The 24,558-nt window shown below is 49.8% G+C and carries 24 protein-coding genes, 6 tRNA genes and 1 rRNA gene; all 31 read right to left on the reverse strand.

The window, feature by feature from the left end:
* Positions 1 to 278 precede the first annotated feature (278 nt).
* Positions 279 to 548, reverse strand: a complete 270-nt coding sequence (locus ACFQ0N_RS09755) for an HPr family phosphocarrier protein (protein WP_379325320.1) — start codon at positions 546 to 548, stop codon at positions 279 to 281.
* 106 nt (positions 549 to 654) lie between these two features.
* Complete coding sequence (gene whiA, locus ACFQ0N_RS09760; RefSeq protein WP_379325322.1) at positions 655 to 1,584, reverse strand: DNA-binding protein WhiA; 930 nt, start codon at positions 1,582 to 1,584, stop codon at positions 655 to 657.
* 6 nt (positions 1,585 to 1,590) lie between these two features.
* A complete protein-coding gene (locus tag ACFQ0N_RS09765) occupies positions 1,591 to 2,577 on the reverse strand; it encodes a gluconeogenesis factor YvcK family protein (protein WP_379325324.1) in 987 nt (328 codons plus the stop codon).
* Between the two features lie 8 nt (positions 2,578 to 2,585).
* Entirely contained in the window at positions 2,586 to 3,479 is an 894-nt protein-coding gene (gene rapZ, locus ACFQ0N_RS09770) for an RNase adapter RapZ (RefSeq protein ID WP_379325326.1), read from the reverse strand.
* An 85-nt stretch (positions 3,480 to 3,564) separates the two neighbouring features.
* Positions 3,565 to 4,518, reverse strand: coding sequence for an ROK family glucokinase (locus ACFQ0N_RS09775; RefSeq protein WP_379325328.1), 954 nt, complete (start codon positions 4,516 to 4,518; stop codon positions 3,565 to 3,567).
* A 164-nt stretch (positions 4,519 to 4,682) separates the two neighbouring features.
* Positions 4,683 to 5,603, reverse strand: coding sequence for a thioredoxin-disulfide reductase (trxB, locus tag ACFQ0N_RS09780; protein WP_379325330.1), 921 nt, complete (start codon positions 5,601 to 5,603; stop codon positions 4,683 to 4,685).
* A gap of 34 nt (positions 5,604 to 5,637) precedes the next feature.
* Positions 5,638 to 7,383, reverse strand: coding sequence for a tetratricopeptide repeat protein (locus ACFQ0N_RS09785; protein ID WP_379325332.1), 1,746 nt, complete (start codon positions 7,381 to 7,383; stop codon positions 5,638 to 5,640).
* A gap of 289 nt (positions 7,384 to 7,672) precedes the next feature.
* Positions 7,673 to 8,623: a ribose-phosphate diphosphokinase gene (locus tag ACFQ0N_RS09790; protein WP_379325334.1), complete on the reverse strand. Its 951-nt coding sequence runs from the start codon at positions 8,621 to 8,623 to the stop codon at positions 7,673 to 7,675.
* Between the two features lie 90 nt (positions 8,624 to 8,713).
* A complete protein-coding gene (gene hisJ, locus ACFQ0N_RS09795) occupies positions 8,714 to 9,520 on the reverse strand; it encodes a histidinol-phosphatase HisJ (RefSeq protein WP_379325336.1) in 807 nt (268 codons plus the stop codon).
* A 93-nt stretch (positions 9,521 to 9,613) separates the two neighbouring features.
* Complete coding sequence (hisIE, locus tag ACFQ0N_RS09800; protein WP_379325339.1) at positions 9,614 to 10,297, reverse strand: bifunctional phosphoribosyl-AMP cyclohydrolase/phosphoribosyl-ATP diphosphatase HisIE; 684 nt, start codon at positions 10,295 to 10,297, stop codon at positions 9,614 to 9,616.
* Positions 10,294 to 11,052 (reverse strand): imidazole glycerol phosphate synthase subunit HisF, encoded by a 759-nt coding sequence (gene hisF / locus ACFQ0N_RS09805; protein WP_379325341.1) that lies wholly within the window; start codon positions 11,050 to 11,052, stop codon positions 10,294 to 10,296. The genes hisIE and hisF overlap by 4 nt, the downstream gene beginning before the upstream one ends.
* 26 nt (positions 11,053 to 11,078) lie before the next feature.
* Positions 11,079 to 11,678 carry an imidazole glycerol phosphate synthase subunit HisH gene (hisH, locus tag ACFQ0N_RS09810; RefSeq protein WP_379325343.1) on the reverse strand — a complete coding sequence of 200 codons (600 nt, stop codon included), beginning with the start codon at positions 11,676 to 11,678 and terminating at the stop codon, positions 11,079 to 11,081.
* Between the two features lies 1 nt (position 11,679).
* On the reverse strand, positions 11,680 to 12,279 hold the full coding sequence (gene hisB, locus ACFQ0N_RS09815) for an imidazoleglycerol-phosphate dehydratase HisB (RefSeq protein WP_379325345.1): 600 nt from the start codon (positions 12,277 to 12,279) through the stop codon (positions 11,680 to 11,682).
* A 36-nt stretch (positions 12,280 to 12,315) separates the two neighbouring features.
* Complete coding sequence (gene hisD, locus ACFQ0N_RS09820; protein ID WP_379325347.1) at positions 12,316 to 13,602, reverse strand: histidinol dehydrogenase; 1,287 nt, start codon at positions 13,600 to 13,602, stop codon at positions 12,316 to 12,318.
* 26 nt (positions 13,603 to 13,628) lie between these two features.
* Positions 13,629 to 14,243 (reverse strand): ATP phosphoribosyltransferase, encoded by a 615-nt coding sequence (gene hisG / locus ACFQ0N_RS09825; protein WP_379325397.1) that lies wholly within the window; start codon positions 14,241 to 14,243, stop codon positions 13,629 to 13,631.
* 97 nt (positions 14,244 to 14,340) lie between these two features.
* Positions 14,341 to 15,582, reverse strand: a complete 1,242-nt coding sequence (locus ACFQ0N_RS09830) for an ATP phosphoribosyltransferase regulatory subunit (protein ID WP_379325349.1) — start codon at positions 15,580 to 15,582, stop codon at positions 14,341 to 14,343.
* Between the two features lie 257 nt (positions 15,583 to 15,839).
* Positions 15,840 to 16,322, reverse strand: a complete 483-nt coding sequence (locus tag ACFQ0N_RS09835) for an acyltransferase (RefSeq protein ID WP_379325351.1) — start codon at positions 16,320 to 16,322, stop codon at positions 15,840 to 15,842.
* Positions 16,315 to 16,986: an HAD-IA family hydrolase gene (locus ACFQ0N_RS09840; protein WP_379325353.1), complete on the reverse strand. Its 672-nt coding sequence runs from the start codon at positions 16,984 to 16,986 to the stop codon at positions 16,315 to 16,317. The genes ACFQ0N_RS09835 and ACFQ0N_RS09840 overlap by 8 nt, the downstream gene beginning before the upstream one ends.
* Positions 16,987 to 16,992: 6 nt before the next feature.
* Positions 16,993 to 18,042, reverse strand: a complete 1,050-nt coding sequence (gene lgt / locus ACFQ0N_RS09845; protein WP_379325355.1) for a prolipoprotein diacylglyceryl transferase — start codon at positions 18,040 to 18,042, stop codon at positions 16,993 to 16,995.
* An 18-nt stretch (positions 18,043 to 18,060) separates the two neighbouring features.
* Positions 18,061 to 18,999 carry an HPr(Ser) kinase/phosphatase gene (hprK, locus tag ACFQ0N_RS09850; RefSeq protein ID WP_379325357.1) on the reverse strand — a complete coding sequence of 313 codons (939 nt, stop codon included), beginning with the start codon at positions 18,997 to 18,999 and terminating at the stop codon, positions 18,061 to 18,063.
* A 141-nt stretch (positions 19,000 to 19,140) separates the two neighbouring features.
* Positions 19,141 to 20,505, reverse strand: coding sequence for a DUF4179 domain-containing protein (locus ACFQ0N_RS09855; protein ID WP_379325359.1), 1,365 nt, complete (start codon positions 20,503 to 20,505; stop codon positions 19,141 to 19,143).
* Complete coding sequence (locus ACFQ0N_RS09860; RefSeq protein ID WP_379325361.1) at positions 20,498 to 21,043, reverse strand: sigma-70 family RNA polymerase sigma factor; 546 nt, start codon at positions 21,041 to 21,043, stop codon at positions 20,498 to 20,500. Before ACFQ0N_RS09860 ends, ACFQ0N_RS09855 begins: the two co-directional genes overlap by 8 nt.
* 135 nt (positions 21,044 to 21,178) lie before the next feature.
* The gene (locus ACFQ0N_RS09865) at positions 21,179 to 22,297 is read right to left on the reverse strand and encodes an ABC transporter ATP-binding protein (protein ID WP_379325363.1); all 1,119 of its coding nucleotides are present in this window, start codon (positions 22,295 to 22,297) and stop codon (positions 21,179 to 21,181) included.
* 93 nt (positions 22,298 to 22,390) lie between these two features.
* A complete protein-coding gene (locus tag ACFQ0N_RS09870) occupies positions 22,391 to 23,530 on the reverse strand; it encodes a PucR family transcriptional regulator (protein ID WP_379325365.1) in 1,140 nt (379 codons plus the stop codon).
* Positions 23,531 to 23,709: 179 nt separating this feature from the next.
* A tRNA-Lys gene (locus ACFQ0N_RS09875) sits at positions 23,710 to 23,785 on the reverse strand.
* Positions 23,786 to 23,800: 15 nt separating this feature from the next.
* Positions 23,801 to 23,886, reverse strand: a tRNA-Tyr gene (locus ACFQ0N_RS09880).
* Between the two features lie 32 nt (positions 23,887 to 23,918).
* Positions 23,919 to 23,994, reverse strand: a tRNA-Phe gene (locus ACFQ0N_RS09885).
* A 20-nt stretch (positions 23,995 to 24,014) separates the two neighbouring features.
* Positions 24,015 to 24,091 (reverse strand) — tRNA-Asp (locus tag ACFQ0N_RS09890).
* Between the two features lie 14 nt (positions 24,092 to 24,105).
* A tRNA-Val gene (locus tag ACFQ0N_RS09895) sits at positions 24,106 to 24,181 on the reverse strand.
* 8 nt (positions 24,182 to 24,189) lie between these two features.
* A tRNA-Met gene (locus ACFQ0N_RS09900) sits at positions 24,190 to 24,266 on the reverse strand.
* Positions 24,267 to 24,434: 168 nt separating this feature from the next.
* Positions 24,435 to 24,558, reverse strand: a 23S ribosomal RNA gene (locus ACFQ0N_RS09905); the annotation flags it as partial.

The following is a 24,558-nucleotide window of genomic DNA, read 5'->3' on the forward strand; positions in this document are numbered from 1 at the left end:
AAACAGGCAGATGCTGTGGGTATCTGCCTGTTTCTTTTTTCGTTGCCCCATTTAATTCAGGAAATCCGCTCGGGCAGGCGTCCCTATTGCTGACGAACGAAACTTCTATCGAAGTCCTTCGAGGATAAGCGACCTAAAGGTTTGCCTAGCAAACCCGCTTCGTAAGCATGAGGTAGTTTTATCACCAATAAGAATTTGTTTTTCCGCACAGCTTGGTAACTTATAAATTCTTATGTGGTAGCAAAAAAAGCCCCGCGAGGGAGCTTCTTTTCAGCGTATTATTGGTTCTCGAGCTCTTCCTTGCTAACCAAGTTGACTAAAGCGGTTACAGCCTGATCTGCATCCGAACCTTCCGCACTTATGGTCACCTCAGTGCCAGAGCTGATAGCAAGGCTCATAATGCCCATAATCGATTTCGCGTTCACTTTTTTATCTTCCTTCTCGACAAAAACCTCGGAAGAAAACTTGTTCGCTTCCTGAACGAAAAGTGCCGCCGGCCTTGCATGGAGACCTGTTTTCAGTCGAACGACAACCGGATGCCTAGTCATGGAAACCTTACCCCCTATACTTAATTCAATTATGCAATATCCACCATTGCAAACGTCATTTTACTCATTATTATACCACTATTCCCAACACCGCACTAGCCCAATGCTACCCGTTGCGTAATTTTTCCGCAATCTCGTCAATTTTACGCAACCGATGATTAACGCCAGACTTGCTGACCTTGCCTTTGAGCAGTTCGCCCACTTCCTTCAGGTTCATATCCGGATGCAGCAAACGGATCTCGGCAACCTCCCGCAGCTTCTCAGGCAGATTCTCTAATCCGATTTCCTTTTGCAGCAGCTTTATATTATCGATCTGCCGCACAGCGGCACCAATCGTCTTGTTCAAATTTGCCGTCTCACAGTTAACAATACGATTGACGGAGTTGCGCATGTCGCGCATAATGCGCACATCTTCAAATTTAAACAATGCTTGATGGGCTCCAATAATGTTCAAGAGCTCGATAATTTTCTCGCCCTCTTTCATGTAGAAGATGAACCCTTTTTTGCGCTCGATACAGCGGGCGTTTAATCCAAACTTATTGGCCAGGTCCACCAAAGCTTTACAGTGTTCCTCATACATACATGCAATTTCCAAATGATATGAGGAGCCTTCCGGATTGTTGACGGAACCTCCCGCCAGGAACGCGCCTCGTAAATAGGAACGTTTGCAGCACCCTTTGCGAATGATGTCTTTATCAATGCCCTGATTGAACATAAAGCCTTCAGAAACAATTCGCAACTCACTCAGTATTTCCTGAACTTTGACAGGAATACGCACAATATAGACATTATTCTTTTTTAATCGCATCTTTTTGCGAACAAGCAGCTCAGTATGAACCGCAAACATCTTTTTGATCAAGGAATAAATCCGTCTGGCGATCGCTGCATTTTCCGTCGAAATATCGAGAATGACTTTACGGTTAGATAATTGTACGGCTCCGTTCATTCGAATGAGTGCAGACAGCTCCGCCTTTTCGCAGCACGATTCTGTTTCAATCAAGGTTAGCTCCTTTTTCGTCTGCGCTGCAAAAGACATCAGTCCTCACCCCTTTCGCTTCATCCAGCCTTCAACAAGTTGATAAATATGATGGCTTAATCGCGCCGCGTCATGCCTCAAGTATGTCCGAAATAACACCAGTCGATCCGCAATAACTTTATAGCCGCGGCTCTCTACTTCTTCCAAATCCAGGTGAACTGCCTTGGCTCCCTCTTCAGCATACTTGGCCTGAACTTGCGGCGGTATTTCACCATTATTAACAATAACATAATCAAACAGATGCTCTCCAATATGATCATGGATTGCCCGCAAATGATCGCCAACCGAATAGTTATCCGTCTCGCCCGGCTGTGTCATCACATTGCATACAAACAGCTTAACAGCATTCGACTGAACAATACTTTCCGCCAGCTTCGGAACAAGCAAATTCGGTATAATACTCGTATATAAGCTGCCTGGTCCGATCAAAATCGCATCCGCATCACGTACCGCTTCCACCGCTTCCTGCAAAGGCTCTACTTTCTCGGGTTCGATAAATACCCGCTTAATTTTCATGCCAGCCTTCGGAATATTAGACTCGCCGGAAATAATGGAGCCATCCTCCATTTCGGCATGAAGCACAATCGCTTGCCCGGCTGCCGGAAGCACCCTGCCGCGTACGGCCAAGACACGACTAAGCTCGCGAACGCCTGTAACGAAGTCGCCGGCTATATCCGTCATTGCCGCCAGCATCAAATTGCCAAGACTATGTCCGGCTAAACCGGTGCCGCTGTTAAACCGATACTGCAGCATTTCAGTCAACAACGGCTCTACATCAGCTAGCGCCATAAGTACATTGCGTATATCTCCCGGCGGAGGAATTTGCAGCTCTGAGCGCAATATACCCGAGCTCCCGCCGTCATCGGCCACCGTTACAATTGCCGTAATATCCAGCGGCTTTTCTTTCAAGCCGCGAAGCATTACAGACAACCCTGTACCGCCGCCAATTACTACAATCCGAGGATGGCGATCAACGCCAAGTTTCTCTATCATCATTCACCTCAATGCCGGTCGCGATCGGAATCTCGATGGCTAACCCGGACATTCTCTGTATCGCTGCTGCCAAGCATGCGTCCCAAATATTCAGCGATTGCTACCGAACGATGTTTACCGCCTGTGCAGCCTATACCTATAACAATTTGACTTTTTCCTTCCTTCCGGTAAAGAGGAAGAAGAAACTGAAGCATATCGAGTAGTTTGGTGAGAAACGTTTGTGTCTCAGGCCATTTCATCACATAATCATAAACTTCAGGATCTTGGCCTGTATTCGGACGGAGATGGTCGACATAATGCGGATTGGGCAAGAAGCGGACATCATAGATTAAATCAGCATCAATCGGAATGCCGTATTTAAAACCAAATGAAGTTACATTTACTGACAAAGCGTTCATATCCGCCTGAACAAAACGGGAAATAATCCGGTCCTTTAGCTGGGCAGGCTTCAAATTGCTTGTATCGATAACTTGAGAAGCCCAGCCTTTCAAATCCTCCAGCATGCGCCGCTCCGTTCTAATGCCGTCAAGCGGCATTCCATTGGCAGCGAGCGGGTGACGGCGTCTGCTTTCTTTGTATCGTTGTACAAGAACGCTATCAGTTGCATCCAAAAATAAAATTTCAAACCCGATTGAATAATGTTCCTTCAAATAAGCAATCGATTCGGCTAAGGCTGTAAAAAACTCCCGGCCCCTAAGATCGATCACCAGTGCTACCTTACCAATTTTACCATTGGATTGCTCAATTAATTCGGCAAATTTGGGAATCAGTATAGGAGGCAGATTGTCTACGCAAAAGAAGCCAAGATCCTCCATGCTTTGCACGGCAATCGTCTTTCCCGCTCCCGACATGCCCGTAATTATAACCAATTGAGCCTTTGCAGTCATCCCACTGTCTATCATCGAAGCACCTCCTGAAGCATAACATAGCGCAGCGCACATATACAGCCATCAGCTGCCTGGAGCCGTGCATCAGCACGGCTCATACTCAGGAACGAATAATCAAGCCCGCGGCGCCAACAACACCCGCATTATTGCCCAAAATTGCCGGTACAATTTGTACCCCTTCCGCAACAATTTCCGGTGTGGATTTCCGGAATACCTCACGAATTTGCTCGAACAGATACTCGCCGGCTTTAGAGACGCCGCCGCCGATAATAAACCGTTCCGGATTCAGCACGACAGCTACGGTCGCCATAGATTTGCCCAAGTAATAGGCAGCTCTCGCTACAATGCGGGTAGCAACCTCATCGCCGGCTTTAGCCGCATCAATGACATCCTTCGCCGTAATCTCCGTCGTAATAAAAGAGAGCGATGTGCGGTCGCCGCGCGCTACTGCATCCTTCGCCATGCGAATAATGCCTGTAGCCGAGGATACTGTCTCCAAACAGCCCATCTTGCCGCAGCCGCATTGAATGGCTTCCAGGTCAGGAACAATCGCCATATGGCCCAGCTCGCCCGCAAGGCCGTTAAAGCCTTCTACAATGCGGTCGCTCACGATAATGCCGCCGCCGACACCGGTACCCAGCGTATAGCATACACAGTGCGATACTCCGCTGCCTGCGCCTGCCCAAGCCTCGCCGAGTGCAGCTACGTTGGCATCGTTATTAACCAGCACTTTTTTCTGCAGTTTGTTTTCCAAAAATTCCTTTAATGGAACATTACGGAATTTCAGATTAGGTGAGAACTTAATAATTCCGTTCGGGATATCGAGAAAGCCTGCGACGCCTACTCCTACTCCTTCAACTTGTTCCCATGAGAAAGGAGACTGCTCCACGATTTGCAGCGCATAGTTTGCAATGTTGTTGCATACCGCATCTGCGCCTTTCTCAGCTTCAGTCGGTCCTTCAAAAGTATGAAGCAATTCGCCGTTAAGATCGCAAATACCGACTTTAACCGCTGTTCCGCCGATATCAACGCCAACAATAATCTTGTCAGACATGCCAAGGCCACCTCTACAAAATGAATTGGGGTGCTTCTGTTTCTGTACCCACTATAATTGAACGCTCTAAAAAGAGTCAAGCTGTGTCAGCCGCTGCATTAGTTGCCGACGTGAAGCGACGCTGTCCGCCTTCGGACAGCGTCACCTGTACCCCAGTCAACCGTTTATAGATTTTCCAAAAAGCGTTCGCAATCAAGCGCAGCCATACAGCCGCTGCCTGCTGCAGTAATAGCTTGGCGATATTTGTTGTCCTGAACATCGCCGCAAGCGAAAATTCCCGGTATGTTCGTTTCGCTTGTTCCTGGTTTTACGATCAAATAGCCCGTCTCATCCGTCTCCAACTGGCCGTTAAGAAACTTCGTATTCGGTGTATGGCCGATCGCGACAAAAATACCTTGCGTCTCGATAATCTCTTCCTCGCCCGTCTCGTTGTTGCGCACCTTCAGGCCCGTTACGCCCATTCCGTTTGCCATAACTTCGAGCGGCGTGCGGTTAAGCGCCATAGTGATCTTCTCATTGTTGCGCGCGCGATCCTGCATAATTTTGGAGGCGCGCATTTCATCACGGCGGTGTACAAGCACAACTTCAGAGGCAAAGCGCGTCAAGAAGTTTGCTTCCTCCATAGCAGAGTCTCCGCCGCCGACTACAATAATTTTTTTGCCGCGGAAGAAGAAGCCGTCGCAGGTCGCGCAAGTGCTCACGCCTTTTCCGACATTGTCGCGCTCATTTGGAATGCCCAAATATTTAGCCGAAGCACCGGTCGAAATAATAAGCGTCTCTGCTTGCAGCTCGCCCTGGCCTTCCACCTGGATCGTGAAAGGACGCTTGGACGTATCGACAGCGTTAACCCAGCCAGTACGGAATTCAGCGCCGAAGCGCTCCGCCTGCTTCCGCATATTAGCCATCAAGTCAGGACCCATGATTCCTTCTGGAAATCCCGGGAAATTTTCAACATCCGTCGTTGTTGTCAATTGTCCGCCTGGCTCAGGGCCTTCGATTACAAGAGGATTCAAGTTAGCGCGAGCCAAATAAATAGCGGCTGTCAGTCCGGCAGGACCCGTTCCGATAATAATGGTTTTATACATCAATAGCTGCCTCCTTTTCCAACATAGGCTCCCTTTACTCTTCTGTATGCTCAGACAGCGAAGGGAATATCTTTTTCATTTTTTCCTTAATTCCGCATACCTCATCCATCTTTTTTGCGCACTTGCTAACAGTAGCAATCGAGATGTCGTATCTGCGGGAAACTTCATGATAGGAAATGGCTCGGCGGTGCATTTTGGCCGTCAAGTATTCGAGGGCAGCCGCCCATCCTTCCACTTTGCCGATTTTGGGCACATCCGGATACATACGCGATAAAAACTCAATCCATAACGTCAGCAAATCATGCTGCTGCACAAGATCATAATGCTTGTTCATTCGCGCAAGAGCCGCTTCCAGAACAGCTTGCCATTTGTCTTCCCATACCGGCAGCCTCGACGGCATCCGGCTATGCTCGATCACCGTATCCCGGCCTTCCAATACCGCATGCAGCGAATCATGAACGCCGATTGAGCGCAACACAAAAATAGCAATTCGCTTCAAGTAGTCGTCTTCCTGCGGCTCCATAATAAAATCGCGCAGCGCGTCAATGACTTCTGTATCGGCGATAAGCCCCAACGCTTGAATCACTTGCAGCTTGGTGTGCCGGTCCCCATGCCGCAGCGCCCAGAAAAACGATGACCGCACAAGCGGATCCCGCTTCAGATGATCGGGCAGCGTATCGCTTGACTTCTCCCACAATTTGAACTGTTCTTCAAAGGGAAGATGGTAATGATAGCTCGTCGGCGCCGGATCTCCGCCTTGGCTGATCCGTTCCAGCTGCTCCAGGTAATACCCCGGGACATTCGACCCCGGATCAAGCTTGGCTGCCTGCTGCCACAGCCGCTCGGCCTCTGCCAGCTTCCCCGTGTTGCAGGCGGCTACTGCCGTGTAATGGAACAAACATGGATCATGGCGCAGCTCTCCATCCTTCATTAAACGGACAAAGTGCCGATAGGCCGTCTCATGATCGCCCAAAATTCCCATCGTTGTAGCCAGCTTAAATACATGTTCCTGATGAAAAGGCACTGTTTTGCGCAGCTGGTCAATTAAAGGGCGCAGCTCCGCTTCATTCTCTGCATGCTGATAAAAGATCGCAAGATTGCACAGAGCATGCAGATTGCCCGATTCAATTTCCAGCACTTCGCCAATCGTCGCCATCGCCCGCTCAAACATGCCCATATAATAATATGCCAAGGCCAGATTGTTGCGGGCAGCCAAAAATTCCGGGTTATTTTCCACGATATTTTCCAGCATGCGCACCGCTTCGACAAATTTCCCCTCTTCAAGCAGCGCGCGAGCCTGATCATGCTCATGAAACCCGGCACGCGCTTTAATAAACGCCAGCTTGGTCGGCCTTTCCAGCTCGAAGTGCAGCAGCTCCAGCATTTCTTCCGCTTCCTCAAGAAACTGCCCTTCGCCGTCTTCCTCCAAATATTTTACGAGCGCTTCTTCAGCTGCTTCATACATCTCCATATTGGCGAAATTATTCGCCATATAGAAATAGCATTCCGTCATCGTCGCATCCAATTCCTCCACGATCATCCGCAGAACGGAATTCGACTCCTCATAATTGCCAATTTCCGACAAAATACCGGCCATATTGCAATGATTGACCGGATTATCCGGCTCGTACTCGACCGCCCGACGGAAATATTTAAGGGCCTTGTCATAATGATATCGATCCAGCGAACGAACCGCTCGCTCGAAAAAGAACGTGGCGTCCCATTGAATCGGAATCACTTTCTTAGTTGGTTTTACCGCTGCACGCTTTCTCTCTTTCATCCGCAAGGCACCTCCTGCTCCGTTCGATTAGGCAATGAAATCAGCCTCTCTATTCAAGAAGCTCTCAAACGCCTTGTTAAGTTGGTACGATTATACCATAGCATGGCCTATCCTTAAACGAAAGAATATGTGGCAAATCGCGAACAAACCCCCGCGATGGCTCTTCCGCCGCCCAGAAACCTTCCTCTCGGTGTCCTGCAAGCCCGCAGTTATAAGGGCTTATGGCTGTGAACGTCCATCGCGTCGGATTCGTCCGCGATTTGCAGCAACGCTGTAAAGCGGGTTAATACTAAATGCCCGCGTTTTTGAATAATGTACTGATGGAACCGCCCTGCATGATAATGCGGGTCGCTTCGGCAAGCATTGGCGCAACAGACAGAACTTTGAAGCGTTCAGAGTGATCGTCCGGCAATGAGATCGAGTCTGTTACGACAACTTCTTTAATATTGGGATGGTCCAATCGCTGCAGTGCCGGTCCAGAGAACAATGGGTGGGTCGCACAGACATAGACGTCTTCCGCGCCGCGTTCTTTGAGTCCTTCCACGACGTTCACGATGGTTGTTCCTGTATCAATCATATCTTCGATAATAATCGGTGTACTGCCCTCAACATCGCCAATAACGTGAGTGATGACAGATTCGTTATGGGCAGGACGCTTCTTAATCATAATGGCGAAAGGTGAATCCAGTTGGTTCGCCAGCTTTTCGGCCGTCGAAGCGCGTCCGGCATCAGGCGAAACGACAACTGGATTGCGAATATTTTTGGACTTCAAATAGTCGCTGATCAGGTCCAGTGCAGTCAAATGATCGACCGGAATGTTGAAAAACCCTTGAATAGCAGGTGCATGCAGATCAATCGTAATGACGCGCGTCGCACCGACTGTTGTCAGCACGTCGGCCAGCATCTTCGCGGAGATCGGCTCGCGCGGCGCAGCCTTGCGCTCCTGGCGTGCATAGCCATAATAAGGCACGATAATATTGACCGTCCGGGCTGATGCCCGCTTCGCTGCATCAATCATGACGAGCAATTCGACAAAATGATCATTGATCGGGTGTGAGAAAGATTGTACTAGGAATACGTCACAGTTACGGATAGATTCCTCATAGTGCACATAAATTTCGCCGCTTTTAAACCGTGATACTTTAATTTTGCCGAGCGGCAGCCCGAGTTCGGCGCTGATCTTTTCAGCCACCTTTGGATTTGAGGAACCTGAGAAAATACGCAGCTTGTCGCTAAACATGTTACCCTCCTGAGCGATTAGACCACTTAATTGTACATTTAGTAGTGCTAGTTTCGACAACTTTTATTATACATGGGAATTTAGAATAATTCAAAAATCGACCATAACCCTTTTTCGGGCTTCAAACGTCGCTAACTGCGTAATTCCTACATTTTTCAGCAGCGTGCGCGCTTCATCCAAATATTGGCCAAGCCTTTCCGGCTGGTGGCAATCGGAGCCGATCGTTAGCGGTATGCCGAGCGAACGGGCTTTTTCCAGCATGCGGCGTCCCGGGAACATTTCTTCCACCGGCATACGCAGCCCTGAAGCGTTGAGCTCAATCGCCAGTCCGTGCTTGCTAACCGCCTGCAGGGCCGCATCTTCCAGATGCGTCACATCGCCGTCCGGCTTGAAGCCAAAGCGTTTAATAACATCGATATGTCCGATATAATCGTAAAAGCCTGTTGCCGCAGCTTTGCACACCGCATCATAGTACTGCTCATATACTTGCATGCGGTCCCGGTTTTCCCATTCGCCGGTCTGACGAAAGTCGGAAATATCCCAAGTACCCAAAAAATGGACAGAACCGATAACATAATCCCAAGAATACTTCCGGATAATACGTTCAATCGCCTCTTCCCAGCCTTCGATGTAATCCGCTTCCAGCCCGACCCGAATGTCGATTTGCCCTTTGTACTTCTCTTTCAAGTAGAGACATTCTTCAACATATTTCGGCAATTCCTCCATCGGCATTGCCATTTCCGGGTAGTATTCGGCCGGATCGACGTGCAGCAGCGGCATATGATCCGACAAGCCAATTTGCTGCAAACCGATTTCGATGCCCCGCTTGACATAATCTTCAAGCGTGCCGACTGCATGGCCGCATCTTTCATGATGTGTATGGTAATCGATCAGCACTTGTATCATCCCCTCCTTTCAGTCAGCAAACAAAATCGTGTAGCGACAGCATCAAACCGAGCATCACGTTAGGCGCGGGCTCGGCTTGGGAGATTATTGCTTTGGCTTGTTGTGACGGCGTCCCAGTTCTGTCATTACATCGTCCAGCGGCATTCCGCGATCGCGAAGCAGAACCATCAAGTGGAAAATAAGGTCGCTCGTTTCGCAGCGCAGCTCGTCGTTATCTTTATTTTTAGCGGCGATGATCACTTCCGCGGTTTCCTCGCCAACTTTTTTCAAAATTTTGTCGACGCCTTTTTCAAACAGATACGTCGTATAGGCTCCTTCCGGGCGCTCTACATAGCGCTGGGCAATGACAGCCTCCAATTGGCTAAGCATCGCGAAACGATCCGCAGCAGCCTCCGTTCTCGGAATATCAGCCCGCAGCTCCTCACTGCCTTTGATGCCTTCAATTTCATTGAAGAAGCAGCTGTACTTGCCAGTATGGCATGCCGCTCCCTGCTGCTGTACACGAACAAGCAGCGTGTCTCCATCGCAGTCATAGTGCATGGAGACGATTCGCTGCGTATGTCCGCTCGTTGCACCTTTATGCCATAATTCACCGCGCGAACGGCTCCAGAACCAGGTCTCCCCTGACTCGACAGATTTCGCGAGCGATTCCTTGTTCATATAAGCCATCATGAGCACTTCTTTGCTCAACTGATCCTGTACAATTGCCGGCACAAGACCCGCTTCGTCCCATTTGATCTGGGCAGCCACCGCTTCGATATTACTCATCGCACTTCAACTCCCTTTTGCCGCAAATCATTTTTCACATCGCCGATCGTCATTTCTTTATAGTGAAAGATCGTAGCCGCCAGGCCGGCATCGGCCATTCCTTGCTCGAACACCTCATGGAAGTGCTCAATTCGGCCGGCACCGCCCGAAGCAATGACCGGTATTTTTACTGCCTCCGCTACTGCGCGGGTCAGCTTGAGATCAAAACCGTCCTTCGTGCCGTCGGCATCCATGCTGGTCAGCAAAATTTCGCCGGCGCCCAGACGCTCAACCTCTTTCGCCCATTCAAGCACCTTCATGCCAGTTCCCTTTTGTCCGCCATGCGTGTATACTTCCCATTCATTCCACTCTGTATTGTATTTTGCATCAATTGCCACAACAATGCATTGCGAGCCGAACTTGCGGGCGCCTTCAGCGACCAGATTCGGATTTTTGACTGCCGCCGAGTTAATGCCGATTTTATCGGCGCCTGCCCGCAGCAGCCGCTTCATATCTTCAACAGAAGCAATCCCGCCGCCTACCGTGAACGGAATCGTCACCGCTTCCGCTGTACGCCGGACTACATCTGTCATCGTCTCCCGCCCTTCATTCGTGGCCGAGATGTCGAGAAATACGAGCTCATCCGCGCCTTCGCGGTCATAAGTAGCGGCAAGCTCTACAGGATCGCCGGCATCGCGCAAATTGACAAAATTGACACCCTTCACAACTCGGCCGTCTTTAACATCCAAGCACGGAATAATACGTTTTGCTAACAATAGCAGCACCACCGTTTCTTATTTGTTCATGCCATCTTGACAAAGTTCTGCAGCAGCTGCATCCCAAGCTGCCCGCTTTTCTCCGGATGAAATTGCATGCCGTACACATTGTCCCGGCCGACAATCGCCGTCACGGATTGATAGTATTCGGTCACTGCCAGCAGATCGCCGCTTTTCTCAGGCTTAGCATGATAAGAGTGGACAAAATATACATAGCCAGCATCGAGGCCGGCAAATAGCGGGCTTTCCTGCAAAAATTGCAGCCGGTTCCAGCCCATATGCGGAATTTTGTAATCCCCCTGGAAACGGATAACCTTTCCTGGAAGCAATCCGAGACCTGCGTGTAGACCGTACTCCTCGCTCTCATCGAACAGCAGCTGCATTCCCAGGCAAATGCCGAGCAGCGGTTTTCCGGAAGCCGCGTACTGCCGTGCCGTCTCATCCAGCCCGGTGCTGCGCAAATTGTCCATCGCATCCCCAAACGCTCCGACCCCCGGCAATATAGCCCCGTCTGCATCCATAATTACACTGGGATCAGCTGTTACAATAACTTCACTGCCCAGGCGCTCCACCGCTTTGCTCACGCTGTGCAAATTTCCCATGCCGTAGTCGATGATCGCGATCACCTTACAGAACCCCTTTCGTGGAAGGCACGCCCTGTACGCGCGGATCGATGCTTGTCGCTTCATCCAGCGCCCGGCCCAAAGCCTTGAATACCGCCTCAATCATATGATGCGTGTTGCAGCCGTAGTGAACAATGACATGAAGCGTCATGCGCGCTTCCAGCGCAAGCTTCCACAAAAATTCATGCACAAGCTCAGTCGAGAAGCTGCCTACCTGCTGGGACGGATATTGCGCCCGGTATTCAAAATGGGGGCGATTGCTCAAATCGATCACAACCTGCGCCAGCGCCTCGTCCATCGGTACAAAGACAGAGGCATAGCGTTTGATGCCGCGCTTGTCGCCCAGCGCCTCACGAATCGTCTGTCCCAGGCAAATGCCGATATCTTCAACCGTATGATGATCATCGATATCTACGTCGCCGCGCGCATCGACCGTCAAATCAAAGAGGCCGTGCTTCGTAAACAAGTCCAGCATATGGTTCATAAACGGAACATCCGTCTCAATCTTGGTCGTGCCAGTTCCGTCTACAGCAAAAGCCAGCTTAATATCCGTCTCCTTCGTCGTACGGGATACTTCTGCTGCACGAATAACGTTATCAGCCATTTCAAACCCTTCCTTCTTTAAAAAATAATCGTTTCGCTATGCCTTTTCGCGCTCCAAGCGGATTTCGATCGCACGCGCATGTGCTTCAAGCCCCTCGTGGCGCGCAAGAGTCATAATTTTGTCTCCATTGGCCAGTAAAGCTGCTTTGCTATATTGAATCAGGCTCGATTTTTTCAGAAAATCGTCCACATTAACAGGTGAAGAAAAGCGTGCCGTACCATTAGTTGGCAAAATATGGTTTGGGCCGGCAAAATAGTCCCCTACCGGCTCCGAGCTGTATGGGCCGACAAATATCGCTCCGGCATTTTCAATCCGGCCTAGCCAGGACATGGCATCCTCCAGCATAACCTCCAGATGCTCCGGCGCCATCCGGTTGACGGCTGCTATTGCCTCATCCATTGTCTCGGCCAGCAATATAGCACCATTGGACGTGATCGACTGCCGTGCGATCTCTGCCTTCGGCAGTGTTTCCAACTGGCGTTCGATTTCGAGTGCCACCGCATCGCCCAACTTTTTGGACGTCGTCACCAAAATAGCGGATGCCATCTCGTCATGCTCAGCCTGGGACAGCATATCGGCAGCTACGTAAGCCGCATCGGCAGTATCGTCAGCCAAGACGACAATTTCGCTCGGGCCGGCAATGCTGTCAATGTCGACCACGCCAAATACAGCCCGCTTCGCCAAGGCGACATAAATGTTTCCTGGCCCGCAAATTTTGTCAACCGGCGGAATCGTCTCCGTGCCGTAAGCCAAGGCAGCTACTGCCTGAGCCCCGCCTGCGCGGTACAGCTCCTTCACGCCGGCTTCGGCGGCCGCCACCAAAATGTAAGGGTCGATTCCCGCCTTGCCGCCCGTAGCCGGGGGCGTGACCATGACAATTTCCGGAACCCCTGCTACCTGCGCCGGAATCACATTCATCAATACCGATGACGGATAGGCCGCTTTGCCGCCCGGCACATAGACGCCTACACGCTTCAGCGGGCGCAGCAGTTGACCCAGCATTGTTCCATCAGGCTGCACATCTACCCAGGATTGACGGAGCTGTTTTTCGTGAAAAGAACGAATGTTAGCCGCAGCTTCGCGAATTGCAGCCAAAAAAGCCTCATCCACCTGCTCGTAGGCCGCTTGAATTTCTGCATCGCTCACCCGCAGCTCATGGGCTTCCAGCTTGATCCGGTCAAGCTTTTCTGTGTAGGCCAATAGCGCCGGATCGCCTTGCAAACGCACCGCCTCTACAATTTGCTTGACTGTTTCATTTTGCTCTGGTGTGCCATATTCAACTTCACGCTTTAATCCGAATTGCTCTGCGCGCATGACTCGCATTCTTCTCGCTCCCCACTGAAAAATTGTTAAGCGTCGGCCTTTGCGCCGATCGTCTGCTGCAGTTTATCGCATAAGCTTTGAATCGCTTCATTTTTCATCCGATAGCTGACCCGGTTAGCGATCAACCGGCTTGTAATGCCAAAAATCGACTCCATTTCGACCAGGCCGTTTTCCCGCAAAGTCTGCCCTGTCTCTACCATATCGACAATCCGGTCAGCCAAACCGATCAGCGGCGCAAGCTCAATGGAGCCATTTAATTTAATGACCTCCACCTGCTGTCCCTGCTCGCGGAAATATTGCGAAGCAACATTGGGATATTTCGTAGCTACGCGCGGATGGATGACCGGCTTCCAGTCCGGCAGACCGATAACCGACATGCGGCATTTGGCAATTCCAAGATCGAGCAGTTCATAGACATCGCGGTTTTCTTCCATCAGCACATCCTTGCCGACAACCCCGATATCCGCAACGCCATACTCCACATAAGTAGGCACATCGACAGGCTTAGCCATAATAAAGGACATGCCCGCTTCCGGCAATTCAATAATCAGCTTGCGCGAATCGTCGAAATCGCCAGGAATCGGCAGCCCCGCTTCACGAAACAGCTTCGAGGCCTGCTTGTAAATCCGCCCCTTAGGCATAGCCACTTTCAGAAGCTCTCCTCCGCCGCTCTGCGCTGCCGCTACTACTGCGGCAAGGTCAGCTTCCCCCAACGTCTCTGAATAGCCTTGGAGACCGTTAGAATTCATTTTGCTCATCGTCATTCGCCTTATCCCTCCTGTCCGCGAAAAATGGAATGAACGCTGCAAATGTCTCGCCCTTGTAGAGCACTTTGCCGTCAGACTGTACAATTGACGCTGCTTGCTCGGCTCCCACCTTTTCCGTTATGACAATCTTGCCTTCCTCCCGCAGTCTGCCCGCTTCCTGCAGGGCGCTTATCCGTCCGGCAGCATCGTAGCCGATCAGCACCCGGCGCGTACTGTCTTCCTCGCCCTCGCCATCGCCGATCAGCTCCAAAATCCGCGTCGTCTTAAGGGCAAATCCGGTTGCAGGAGCCGGCCGGCCGAATTGCGTCAGCAGATTGTCGTATCTGCCGCCGCTGGCCACAGGGAAGCCAAGATCTGCGGCATAGCCTTCAAAGGTCATGCCCGTGTAATAAGAAAAGTCGCCGATCATCGTCAAATCGATCATGACATGCTCGCATACTCCGTATCCTTCCAGTGCGTTCCACATTTCGCACAGATGCTGAATAGAGGCTTGTGCTGTCGCATTGCCGCTTAACTCCAGCGCCTGATTGCAAATTTCGCGGCCGCCGCGCAGCCTTAAAATATGCTCCAGCTCCATGCGCGTCGGTTCATCCAGATCCAGGCTCAGCAGACGCTCGCGATAGCCGACATAGTCGCGGCCAAGCAGACAAGCCTTCAGTTCTTCCTGAGCCTCAGTGAGGTCCTTCAGACAATCCTCAAACAAGCCATTCAAAAATCCGACATGGCCAATCGCGATCTTAAAACGTTCTACTCCCGCCGCTTTCAAAGAAGCGATAGCGAGCGCTACGACTTCGGCGTCGGCATCCGGTGATGCATCCCCGACCAGTTCAACGCCGGTCTGGAAAAATTCCGCTTCACGCCCGGCCTCCTCTTCAATTGCCCGAAAAACAGTGGAATGATAAGAAAGCCGGATCGGAAACTGTACATCCTTCAACACGGAAGCAACCACCCGCGCAATCGGGGAGGTCATATCTGAGCGAAGCACGAGCGTCGTCCCGCGATTGTTCAGCAATTTGAACAGCTTGCGATCAGAGGTCGAGCTGGCGACGCCAACGGTATCGTAATACTCCATTGTTGGTGTTATTATTTGGTTGTATCCCCATGAACGCATGCAGGCAAGCACATCTTTTTCAATGATGCGCAGCCGCTCAACCGCATGCGGCAAGTAATCCTTTACGCCTATCGGCTTTTCAAAAACTTTAGGTTTAGACATCATATCACCCGCAAATACTTTATTGTATTAAAGTGTTACCATATTACCATACTGCCAAAATAAAGATTTAGTCGTAATCTTATCATGCCTCCGGCTATTCGTCAAGCAACGTCCCGCCGTTTCATATTTGCGGATTTTTACGAGAAAAAAGCTAGCGCCGCCGAACCATGCTCATCACCTGCGATACAGTCTTTAGCCGCCGTATCCCCGTTAGCATGTCCAACATAACGCTAGCCCTACTGCTTTTCCCCATATTGTTAGCTGCGCACGATTTCCCTTGCCGGATTACCGCCGACAAATGCGCCGGCAGGCACATCCCGATGAACGACAGAACCTGCCGCTACAACCGCATTATCGCCAATGACAATGCCGGGAAGAATCGTGGAATTGGCCCCAATCATCACATTGCTGCCGATGATGACATCGCCGAGGCGATATTCGCGCGTCAAATATTCATGCGTCAATATCGTCGTGTTGTAGCCGATAATCGTATTCTCTCCTACCGTAATCCGCTCCGGAAAAAATACATCTACCATCACCATCAGGGCAAAGGCAGTATGCCTCCCCACCTTCATTCCCAAAACGCGGCGATACACCCAATTTTTGATCGGCAGAGATGGACAATACCTGGTGAACTGAATCATTATGAAGTTGCGTACAGCTTTGAAACGGCTAACTGTACGATACATTTGCCATAAGGCGTTCGGCCCTTCCACCGGATATCGTTCTACATTACGCAAGCGGTCCCCGCTCCAATCCAACAGTGGCATACAAGTCACGCATATCATGGATGATCTGATTCGCTCCGCTCTCGCGCAGCAGCTTCTCTCCTTTGAGTGACCAGGCAACGCCTACTGCCGTGCAGCCTGCGGCCAATGCCGCCTGAATATCGACAACGCTGTCTCCAACCATCACAGTCGAGTCCGGATCGGCTCCGAGCGCCTGCATCGCCTTCAGAACCGGCTGCGGATGCGGCTTCGGGTGCTCTACCTCGTCAATTGTAATGATTCCCCTCGGAGTTACTAAGTCATACAAGCCGGTAAAATGCAAGCCGCGCTCTGTTGTGAGTCTCATTTTGGTCGTTACAATGCCAATTTGATACCCAGCCGCTAACAGCTCAGCCAGTACCTCCTGAACATGCGGAAAAGGCTTCACATAATCATCATGCAGACGTAAATTTATTTCCCGGTATGCCGCAGCAAGCTCGGATACATCCTCACGATTAGAGAAAAGCTGCAGCTGCGACGTTAGCGGCTGTCCCATGCCCGGTATAATTTGCTCACGGCCAAAGCCGGCTGGCGCAATATCCCGCAGCACGTGCAGGAAGGATTGGATAATCAGTTCATTCGTATCGAGAATTGTGCCATCAAGATCAAACAGCAGCGTCTTGACCTTCTTTACCATTTCGTTTTATTGCTCCTTCTTGGCTTGCTCTGCCTCTTCGTTTGCTTCTTCTGCAGCATTCGCCGCTTCGCTTTCTCCTTGCTCGGCTGGCTCAGCTTCCTTATTTGCAACAGCCGCTGCCGCTGCGCCTGCAGGCAGGCCCGTTTTGGCACAAATAATCGGATCGTTATAACGTTCTGAAGCTGCGCCGGTTTTTCTGCGCACAATAATTAATATAACCGCGGCTATCACTAAAATAACCGCTAACAGCTGCGACACCCGCACATTGCCATAGGCAGGATCCAGATGTCCCTGCTCGAATAGCACCGTCATCGGCGACCATAGAGCGTTCATCAGAGATGCCAGCCAATCCGGCCCCTGAAAAGCAAGGCTGTCAGTCCGCAGCGCCTCGATAAAGAAACGGCCGATCGAGTAGCCGATAAAGTAAATCATGGTCAATTCGCCTGCACGCAAAAACTTCTGACGGCGAATAATGAGCAGCAGAACGAGCACAGCCAGATTCCAAATCGACTCGTACAAGAAGGTCGGGTGGTGGAAGATGCCCTCGACATTCATCTGGTCGACAATCCATCCCGGCAAATGCAGCGTGTTCCGCAAAAAGCTTTCCTCCACGGGCCCGCCATAAGCCTCTTGATTAACGAAGTTGCCCCAACGGCCGATCATTTGTCCGGCAATAAGCGAAGGCGCACAAATGTCGACAACTCGCCAAAAGCTGTATCCCTTGTAGCGGAAATAAATAAATCCGCAAATAAAGGCGCCGATCAGCGCACCATAAATGGCGATGCCGCCATTCCAAATTTCAAATATACCCATTAAATTGTTGCGGTAGTCTTCCCATTTAAAAGCTACAAAGTAAAGCCGCGCCCCTATAATGGCAGATGGAACTCCAAACAGCAGCAAGTCCATAAAAAACTCCGGTGCGAAGCCAAAGCGTTTGCCTTCGCGAACCGCCAGCAGCAGACCTACAAGCGCAGCCGTGCCAAGGATGATTCCGTACCAATGTACGTCAATCGGCCCAAGGGAAAAAGCAATCGGATTCAAGCGCAAATCAATCATGCATCAATGACCCCTTTATTAATCGAAATCATCCGAATCATCGGATATCGTCTCTGTCAGCTTGTTCGTAAATTGCAGTGCCGCATTATAGCCCATTCGTTTCAAACGGAAATTCATCGCAGCAACTTCAATAATAACGGCAAGATTTCGTCCGGGACGCACCGGTACGGTGACAAGCGGCACATCTGTATCGATAATTCTTGTCGTTTCTTCATCAAGCCCAAGCCGGTCATACTGCTTGTCCGGCTGCCAGTTCTCCAATTTAATCACAACACTGATCCTTTTGGTCGAACGAACGGCGCCGGCGCCAAACAATGTCATCACATTGATAATGCCCAGGCCGCGAATTTCCAACAGATGGCGAATCAGCTCGGGCGCGCTGCCATGCAGCTGGCCATCCGAAGTTTGGCGAATTTCCACAGCATCGTCTGCTACCAGCCGATGGCTCCGCTTGACCAGCTCAAGCGCCGTCTCGCTTTTGCCGATACCGCTGCTGCCGGTAATGAGCATGCCCACGCCATAGACATCGACGAGAACCCCGTGGATCGTCGCTGTAGGCGCCAGCCTGCGCTCCAAAAAATTCGTAATCCGGCTCGATATAATCGTCGTAGCCATCGTGCTGCGCAATACCGGTATTTTCTTCTCATTGGACAGCTCAATCATCTCCTGCGGCGCCTCAAGCCCGCGCGTGATGATAAAGCATGGCGTCTCTTCTGCACAAAGCCGCGCAACCCGCTCTGTTCTTTCCTCGCTGCTCAGCGTTTCCATAAATGCAAGCTCAGTCTTGCCCAAAATTTGCACACGCTCTTCGGGAAAATAATGAAAATATCCCGCCATCTCCAGTCCAGGCCGATATAGGTCGTCAACTGATATACTACGGCGCAGTCCGTCTTCTCCACTTACAATTTCCAATTGAAATTGATGGACAAGCTCAGACACTCTTACTTTCTTAGCCATGATTCGGCCTCCCTCGCAGTCATTACCTGATTCTTAGCCATTATTGCCTTAAAAAAAATTCCATTGTCTTCATCCTAACGAAAAAAAGCGCCGAAAGCAACGTTGCCGTTTTTCTTTCGACACTTTTTTATGCGCATCACTTTACAACTCAATCTCAAGCTCTACCGGCTGTTCCACATATCCTGGGTAATCCGCCAGCTCAAAAGTAAGCGGCTGCTGAAGCTTACCTTTTGGCAGCGGTACGTATATATTACGCTGATCCGGATAGCGGGAATCCATCGAACCACTTGTAAAACGGTCGACCTCGGCAAGCTTATGCTTGTTTCCCGCACCATCGGTAAAGGTTGAATCGACCAAGGAATAAGAAATAAACTTGCCCTCAATATCATCAATCCCTCCAATACGGAACTCAAGCTGATCATATTGCTGCTTGCTTTCCACCTGTATGAGCGAAACCCGTGAATCCGGCGCTTTAATGATCGACATCGTCTCCGTATTTACAACAAGCTTTGCCCCTTTCGGCACCCGGTATATGCCACTTGCTTTTATAACAAGCTGCCGCGGCTTCTCAAAATAATTACTTTGAAAACCAAGCACCTTTTCGGTATCAGACAATCCATAACCGTTCTTCTCCTGCCACTCACGGCCTTTCTCATCCTCGATAACCATGCCGATAAATCCTTTTACCTTATTCAAGTTGCCGGCGTCCTCCCGAATTTTCAGCTGCATGTTCAAAGGGGAGATTACCATGCTTTCGAACGTTATCCGGTCACCATCAATTTCGATTGTTCTATTGATGGGAATTTCCTGCTTCATCCCGCTGAACCGGGAATGCTCGATCGGAATGTCAACATCAAGCTTCGTTTCATTGACCATTGCTTCCATTCTCACTTGACTCGGCATCTGCTTTCCGTTAGTCAGCTGTAAATCGACGAAATCCTGTTCTCCCCTCGACTGCATCGCAGTTTTACCGATGGAGGAATGGTCGAAGCTGATCAAGCCTTGAAGCTCGTTATCCTGCTGATCAAAAAACTTAAACTGCAGTCTGGTGCTATCCCAGCCACCCGTAATGTTTGACGTATACAGCACAATCAGCCGCTGTTCATCGGCTACAATCCCTTCCACGGTTAAATGCACACCGTCTTTTTCCACCGTTTTGCCGATCGGTTGAATAAAGTTATTATCTATCGCGATTTTTACCGCAGGATCGGCTTCGAGCATATTTACAAACACACTCAATCCAGGAATTTGCCGCAAAGCATTAGCGAAAACCGGAGATACTTTTACCGACACAGCAAACAGCAGCATCAGCGCCAATAGCGCCGTTCCCATCCCGATACTTAGCCTCCAGCGCCTACGCGGCCTTGGGCGCGCTTTTCCCTTATTCAGCCCGTTATGAATCGCCATAATCAGCTTTTCATCATCCACGCCTTTTATTTGCTTCTCAAGTATTTCCCGATCTTGCACAAAGCGTTCGCGCCATTGTTCATCCAAATTGTTATCCATTCTGCCTCTCCCTTCCTCCAAGCTTCCCCATCTGCTTGCGCAGCTGCATCAACGCTTTATTCAGCCACGTTCGTACGGTCCCGTCAGGCCGCTCCATCACTCTCGCAATATCCGTAATGGTCATATCTTCATAATATTTGAGGAGAATAACATCACGGTACGGCTTCTCGAGAAAAGCGAGCGCTTTAGCGACATCGAGACGTTCATCTGAATGAGCTGTCTCATCCGCAGCAATATAAGCTCCTCCATCCACATATTCACTCATCGCCTTTGACCGCTTTCTCCGTTTCAGCTCATCACTGCAAACATTTATCAATATCCGTATAAGCCAGGTTGACATATATTGCGGTTCACGCAATGCTCTTCGCTTGTGCCATGCCCGGCATACCGTCTCTTGAATAGCCTCCAGTGCATCTGTTTCGTTACGCAAATAGGCAAACGCTATGCGCAGCATTTGCTGCCGCTCACATTTCATTAATTGAAGAAAGGCTTCTTCATCTCCTTTGGCCGCTGCAGCCGCCAATCGCTTCTTATCCATGTTTCCTCCTGAGCGGCGTCCCGCTGTATAATCTCTTATTAGACAGCGAACCCCGTCAAACGGTTTTATAAAAACAAAAAAAGTCCTCCTTATGAGTTAAGAAGGACTTCCTTTGTAACAAATCTATAATGATTATTACATTTCAAAAATGTTCATTTCCGTTTCTTTATCGAAGACATGAGCTTTGTTCATGTCGATAGCCAATTTTACATTCGTACCTTCTTTCAAATTCGAACGGCCGTCAACACGAGCAATAACGGTGTCTTTGCCAAGACCATTCAGGTACAGGTACATTTCGTGACCCAAGTTCTCAGCAACTTCGATATGTGCACTAACAATTGTGTTAGGCGATGCTTCCAGGAATACCGGCTCTTCATGCAAGTCTTCTGGGCGAATACCCAATATGATTTCCTTACCGATCATGCCGCGCTCACGCAGCAATTGCGCCTTACCTTCCGGTACTGCCACGTCGATGCCGTTTGCTTTGAAGCGCAAGCCGCCTTGGTCAGACAGTGTGCCCGCGATGAAGTTCATCGAAGGAGCGCCGATAAAACCTGCAACGAAAATGTTAACCGGGTGGTTATACAGTTCTTCCGGAGAAGCAGCTTGCTGGATGATGCCGTCTTTCATTACTACGATACGGTCACCCATCGTCATCGCTTCGATCTGGTCATGCGTTACGTAGATAACGGTAGTTTCCAGACGTTTTGCCAGCTTCGCGATTTCCGCGCGCATCTGGCCGCGAAGTTTAGCGTCCAAGTTGGAAAGAGGTTCGTCCATCAGGAACACTTGAGGCTCACGAACGATCGCACGGCCGAGAGCGACACGTTGGCGCTGACCGCCGGAAAGTGCTTTTGGTTTGCGATCCAGCAAATGTTCAATATCAAGAATTTTCGCAGCTTCACGAACACGTTTGTCGATTTCTGCTTTTTTGAATTTACGGAGTTTCAGACCAAAAGCCATGTTTTGGTATACGTTCATATGCGGATAAAGCGCGTAGGATTGGAAAACCATCGCAATGTCGCGGTCTTTTGGAGCAACGTCATTTACCAGACGCTCGCCAATGAACAGTTTACCTTCGGAAATTTCTTCAAGACCTGCGATCATCCGCAGTGTTGTTGATTTACCACAACCGGAAGGACCTACGAGTACAAGAAATTCTTTATCCTTAATATCGAGATGGAAGTCTTTAACGGTAGCGTTATCCGATCCTGCATATTTTTTGTAAACATGCTCTAAGCGTACACCAGCCATGCTTGTTTCCCCCTAAACGATTATTGTTCTTTGCTACTAATAAGTTTATATCAGCGCCGGCCCTCGTGACTATGCACAAACTTTACAAAAAAACTAATTCCTTTTCGTCACTTTATACAATAGCAAAATGATATTGACCAATACAGCATCGCGAAACTGCCGTACGTCAAGCTCAGTTTCCTGCTTTAATTTATCAAGTCGATACAGTAAAGTATTCCGATGAATGTACAATTTTTTTGCTGTCTCGCTAACGTTGCAATCCAAAGAAAAAAACGTTTCCAATGTTGTTAACATTTCCGGTTCCAAAAATGCGTCTGTCCGCTTCAACGCCTGCTCTACAAAACGGATCCGCTGCGGGTCGGGAATTGTAGCCAATAGCCTTTCCAGATGCAAAAGCCATGGCAAATGTATATTTGCCCCTACATGGAATGCGCGTCCTAATTGAACCGTCTCCCGCAGCAACGCAGTCGTCGCAATAATCGAGTTGGCAGGAGAAATCGGGTGAGAAACCGTAAGATGACATTCACCAATCCATTCGCTCGCCAGCATTTCATGAAGACCTGATGCAATCGATGCCAGGCTTTCTTCCAATGCCTCTTCCGTGTCATCCTCACGTTCTTCAGACTGCGCATCATGAATAAGTGAAACAGGCCCAAGAATTAGCCATTCCTGTTCTTGCAGTGGGATCAAAATAATTTCTTCCGCTAAAAATGTGCGAAGCAGCTTTTCTAACTCAGTGTAGCTTGTCCGCCCCGTTTCTGCCTGCTCACTAACGAGCAAAAAAGGAATCATCGTCGAAAAAAAACGCCCTCTCCCCAGCAGCCGGTCAGGCACTGAGCCTTGGGTATCTCCTTCTTCTAATCGCTCCACCAGCCATGCCCCTAACTCCATTGCTTGCCGCTCCGACTCAGATATGCCGGAGTAAGCAGATCCGCCTGCCTTCTTAACTTGAGCGAGCGTCCAGGATATTAGGCCAATTTCAGTAGCTGTCATTCCTTCATGTTCCATTTCGATAACTTCTACATTTGTACTCGTACTGCGCAGCGCAAACCATATTTGATCATCGCCTGACAGTAAATAGGCTCCAGACGGCACGGCCTTCGCATCCCCTAAACCCTGGTGCTCACTCATATCGTGAGCCAAACGATGCCATTCCTTAAGCGCCACTTGCCTTTGACGGATCGGTCGTGCAACAATTTCCTCCAACTGCTCCATCCAGTTCGTTTTGCCCATCAGCTAGCCCCTATCATTCGAGCCTGCAGCTCACTTTTTACATACTGCTCATACCTAAATTAGAATTAGTATGACTCATTCGGTCATTGTACCATACATCTGCATACATTTCAGCTTTGCACCCAATAATACAAAAAAGCCTACAGATCGCACTGAACTGTAAGCTAAATGTTTTTAACTGGTGAGCCATGTAGGACTCGAACCTACGACACCCTGATTAAAAGTCAGGTGCTCTACCAACTGAGCTAATGGCTCTTGCTATGAAGGGAATGGTGGAGGGCGATGGATTCGAACCACCGAACTCGAACGAGAACAGATTTACAGTCTGCTGCGTTTGGCCACTTCGCTAGCCCTCCACATTTTTAAAGCAAGGTTTTTAAAGTGAAAATGGTGGCTCGGGACGGAATCGAACCGCCGACACGAGGATTTTCAGTCCTCTGCTCTACCGACTGAGCTACCGAGCCACAATCTATTATTCATAAAATGGCGGAGCCGACGGGATTCGAACCCGCGGTCTCCTGCGTGACAGGCAGGCATGTTAGGCCTCTACACCACGGCTCCGCGTAAGTATGAAATGGTGGAGGCTGACGGGATCGAACCGCCGACCCTCTGCTTGTAAGGCAGATGCTCTCCCAGCTGAGCTAAGCCTCCATATGAATTGGTAGCGGCAGAGGGGATCGAACCCCCGACCTTACGGGTATGAACCGTACGCTCTAGCCAGCTGAGCTATGCCGCCACAATATAAACAGGTTACAACGTCACCAAACGCTGTATGCAACTTCTTGTTTCGATTGAAGCTTGTTCAAGCGAATAAGTAAAGTTACACCCTGAAAACTGGATACGAAACTGGAATGAAAATCTTTAGCTGTGTTTATGCTTCCGAAGCAAGCTTCGTGAAACTTTTTAGGATAAGCCCTCGACCGATTAGTATTCGTCAGCTCCACACATTGCTGCGCTTCCACCTCGAACCTATCAACCTGGTCGTCTTCCAGGGGTCTTACTAATTGGGAAATCTCATCTTGAGGGGG

The sequence above is a fragment of the Paenibacillus sp. GCM10027626 genome (assembly GCF_042676285.1).
Taxonomy (GTDB): Bacteria; Bacillota; Bacilli; order Paenibacillales; family Paenibacillaceae; genus Paenibacillus_Z.

Bases quoted from the DNA above. Each gene is read 5' to 3' on its own strand.
- hprK (WP_379325357.1), bottom strand. From the start codon at position 18,999: ATGGCTAAGAAAGTAAGAGTGTCTGAGCTTGTCCATCAATTTCAATTG.
- ACFQ0N_RS09790 (WP_379325334.1), bottom strand. From the start codon at position 8,623: ATGTTTAGCGACAAGCTGCGTATTTTCTCAGGTTCCTCAAATCCAAAG.
- hisIE (WP_379325339.1), bottom strand. From the start codon at position 10,297: ATGAGTAATATCGAAGCGGTGGCTGCCCAGATCAAATGGGACGAAGCG.
- trxB (WP_379325330.1), bottom strand. From the start codon at position 5,603: ATGTATAAAACCATTATTATCGGAACGGGTCCTGCCGGACTGACAGCC.
- ACFQ0N_RS09775 (WP_379325328.1), bottom strand. From the start codon at position 4,518: ATGTCTGACAAGATTATTGTTGGCGTTGATATCGGCGGAACAGCGGTT.
- lgt (WP_379325355.1), bottom strand. From the start codon at position 18,042: ATGATTGATTTGCGCTTGAATCCGATTGCTTTTTCCCTTGGGCCGATT.
- rapZ (WP_379325326.1), bottom strand. From the start codon at position 3,479: ATGATAGACAGTGGGATGACTGCAAAGGCTCAATTGGTTATAATTACG.
- ACFQ0N_RS09840 (WP_379325353.1), bottom strand. From the start codon at position 16,986: ATGGTAAAGAAGGTCAAGACGCTGCTGTTTGATCTTGATGGCACAATT.
- ACFQ0N_RS09755 (WP_379325320.1), bottom strand. From the start codon at position 548: ATGACTAGGCATCCGGTTGTCGTTCGACTGAAAACAGGTCTCCATGCA.
- hisG (WP_379325397.1), bottom strand. From the start codon at position 14,243: ATGCCTAAGGGGCGGATTTACAAGCAGGCCTCGAAGCTGTTTCGTGAA.
- ACFQ0N_RS09865 (WP_379325363.1), bottom strand. From the start codon at position 22,297: ATGGCTGGTGTACGCTTAGAGCATGTTTACAAAAAATATGCAGGATCG.
- whiA (WP_379325322.1), bottom strand. From the start codon at position 1,584: ATGTCTTTTGCAGCGCAGACGAAAAAGGAGCTAACCTTGATTGAAACA.
- hisD (WP_379325347.1), bottom strand. From the start codon at position 13,602: ATGCGAGTCATGCGCGCAGAGCAATTCGGATTAAAGCGTGAAGTTGAA.
- hisB (WP_379325345.1), bottom strand. From the start codon at position 12,279: ATGGCTGATAACGTTATTCGTGCAGCAGAAGTATCCCGTACGACGAAG.
- ACFQ0N_RS09830 (WP_379325349.1), bottom strand. From the start codon at position 15,582: ATGTCTAAACCTAAAGTTTTTGAAAAGCCGATAGGCGTAAAGGATTAC.
- ACFQ0N_RS09860 (WP_379325361.1), bottom strand. From the start codon at position 21,043: ATGGATAAGAAGCGATTGGCGGCTGCAGCGGCCAAAGGAGATGAAGAA.
- ACFQ0N_RS09765 (WP_379325324.1), bottom strand. From the start codon at position 2,577: ATGATAGAGAAACTTGGCGTTGATCGCCATCCTCGGATTGTAGTAATT.
- ACFQ0N_RS09785 (WP_379325332.1), bottom strand. From the start codon at position 7,383: ATGAAAGAGAGAAAGCGTGCAGCGGTAAAACCAACTAAGAAAGTGATT.
- ACFQ0N_RS09870 (WP_379325365.1), bottom strand. From the start codon at position 23,530: ATGGGCAAAACGAACTGGATGGAGCAGTTGGAGGAAATTGTTGCACGA.
- ACFQ0N_RS09855 (WP_379325359.1), bottom strand. From the start codon at position 20,505: ATGGATAACAATTTGGATGAACAATGGCGCGAACGCTTTGTGCAAGAT.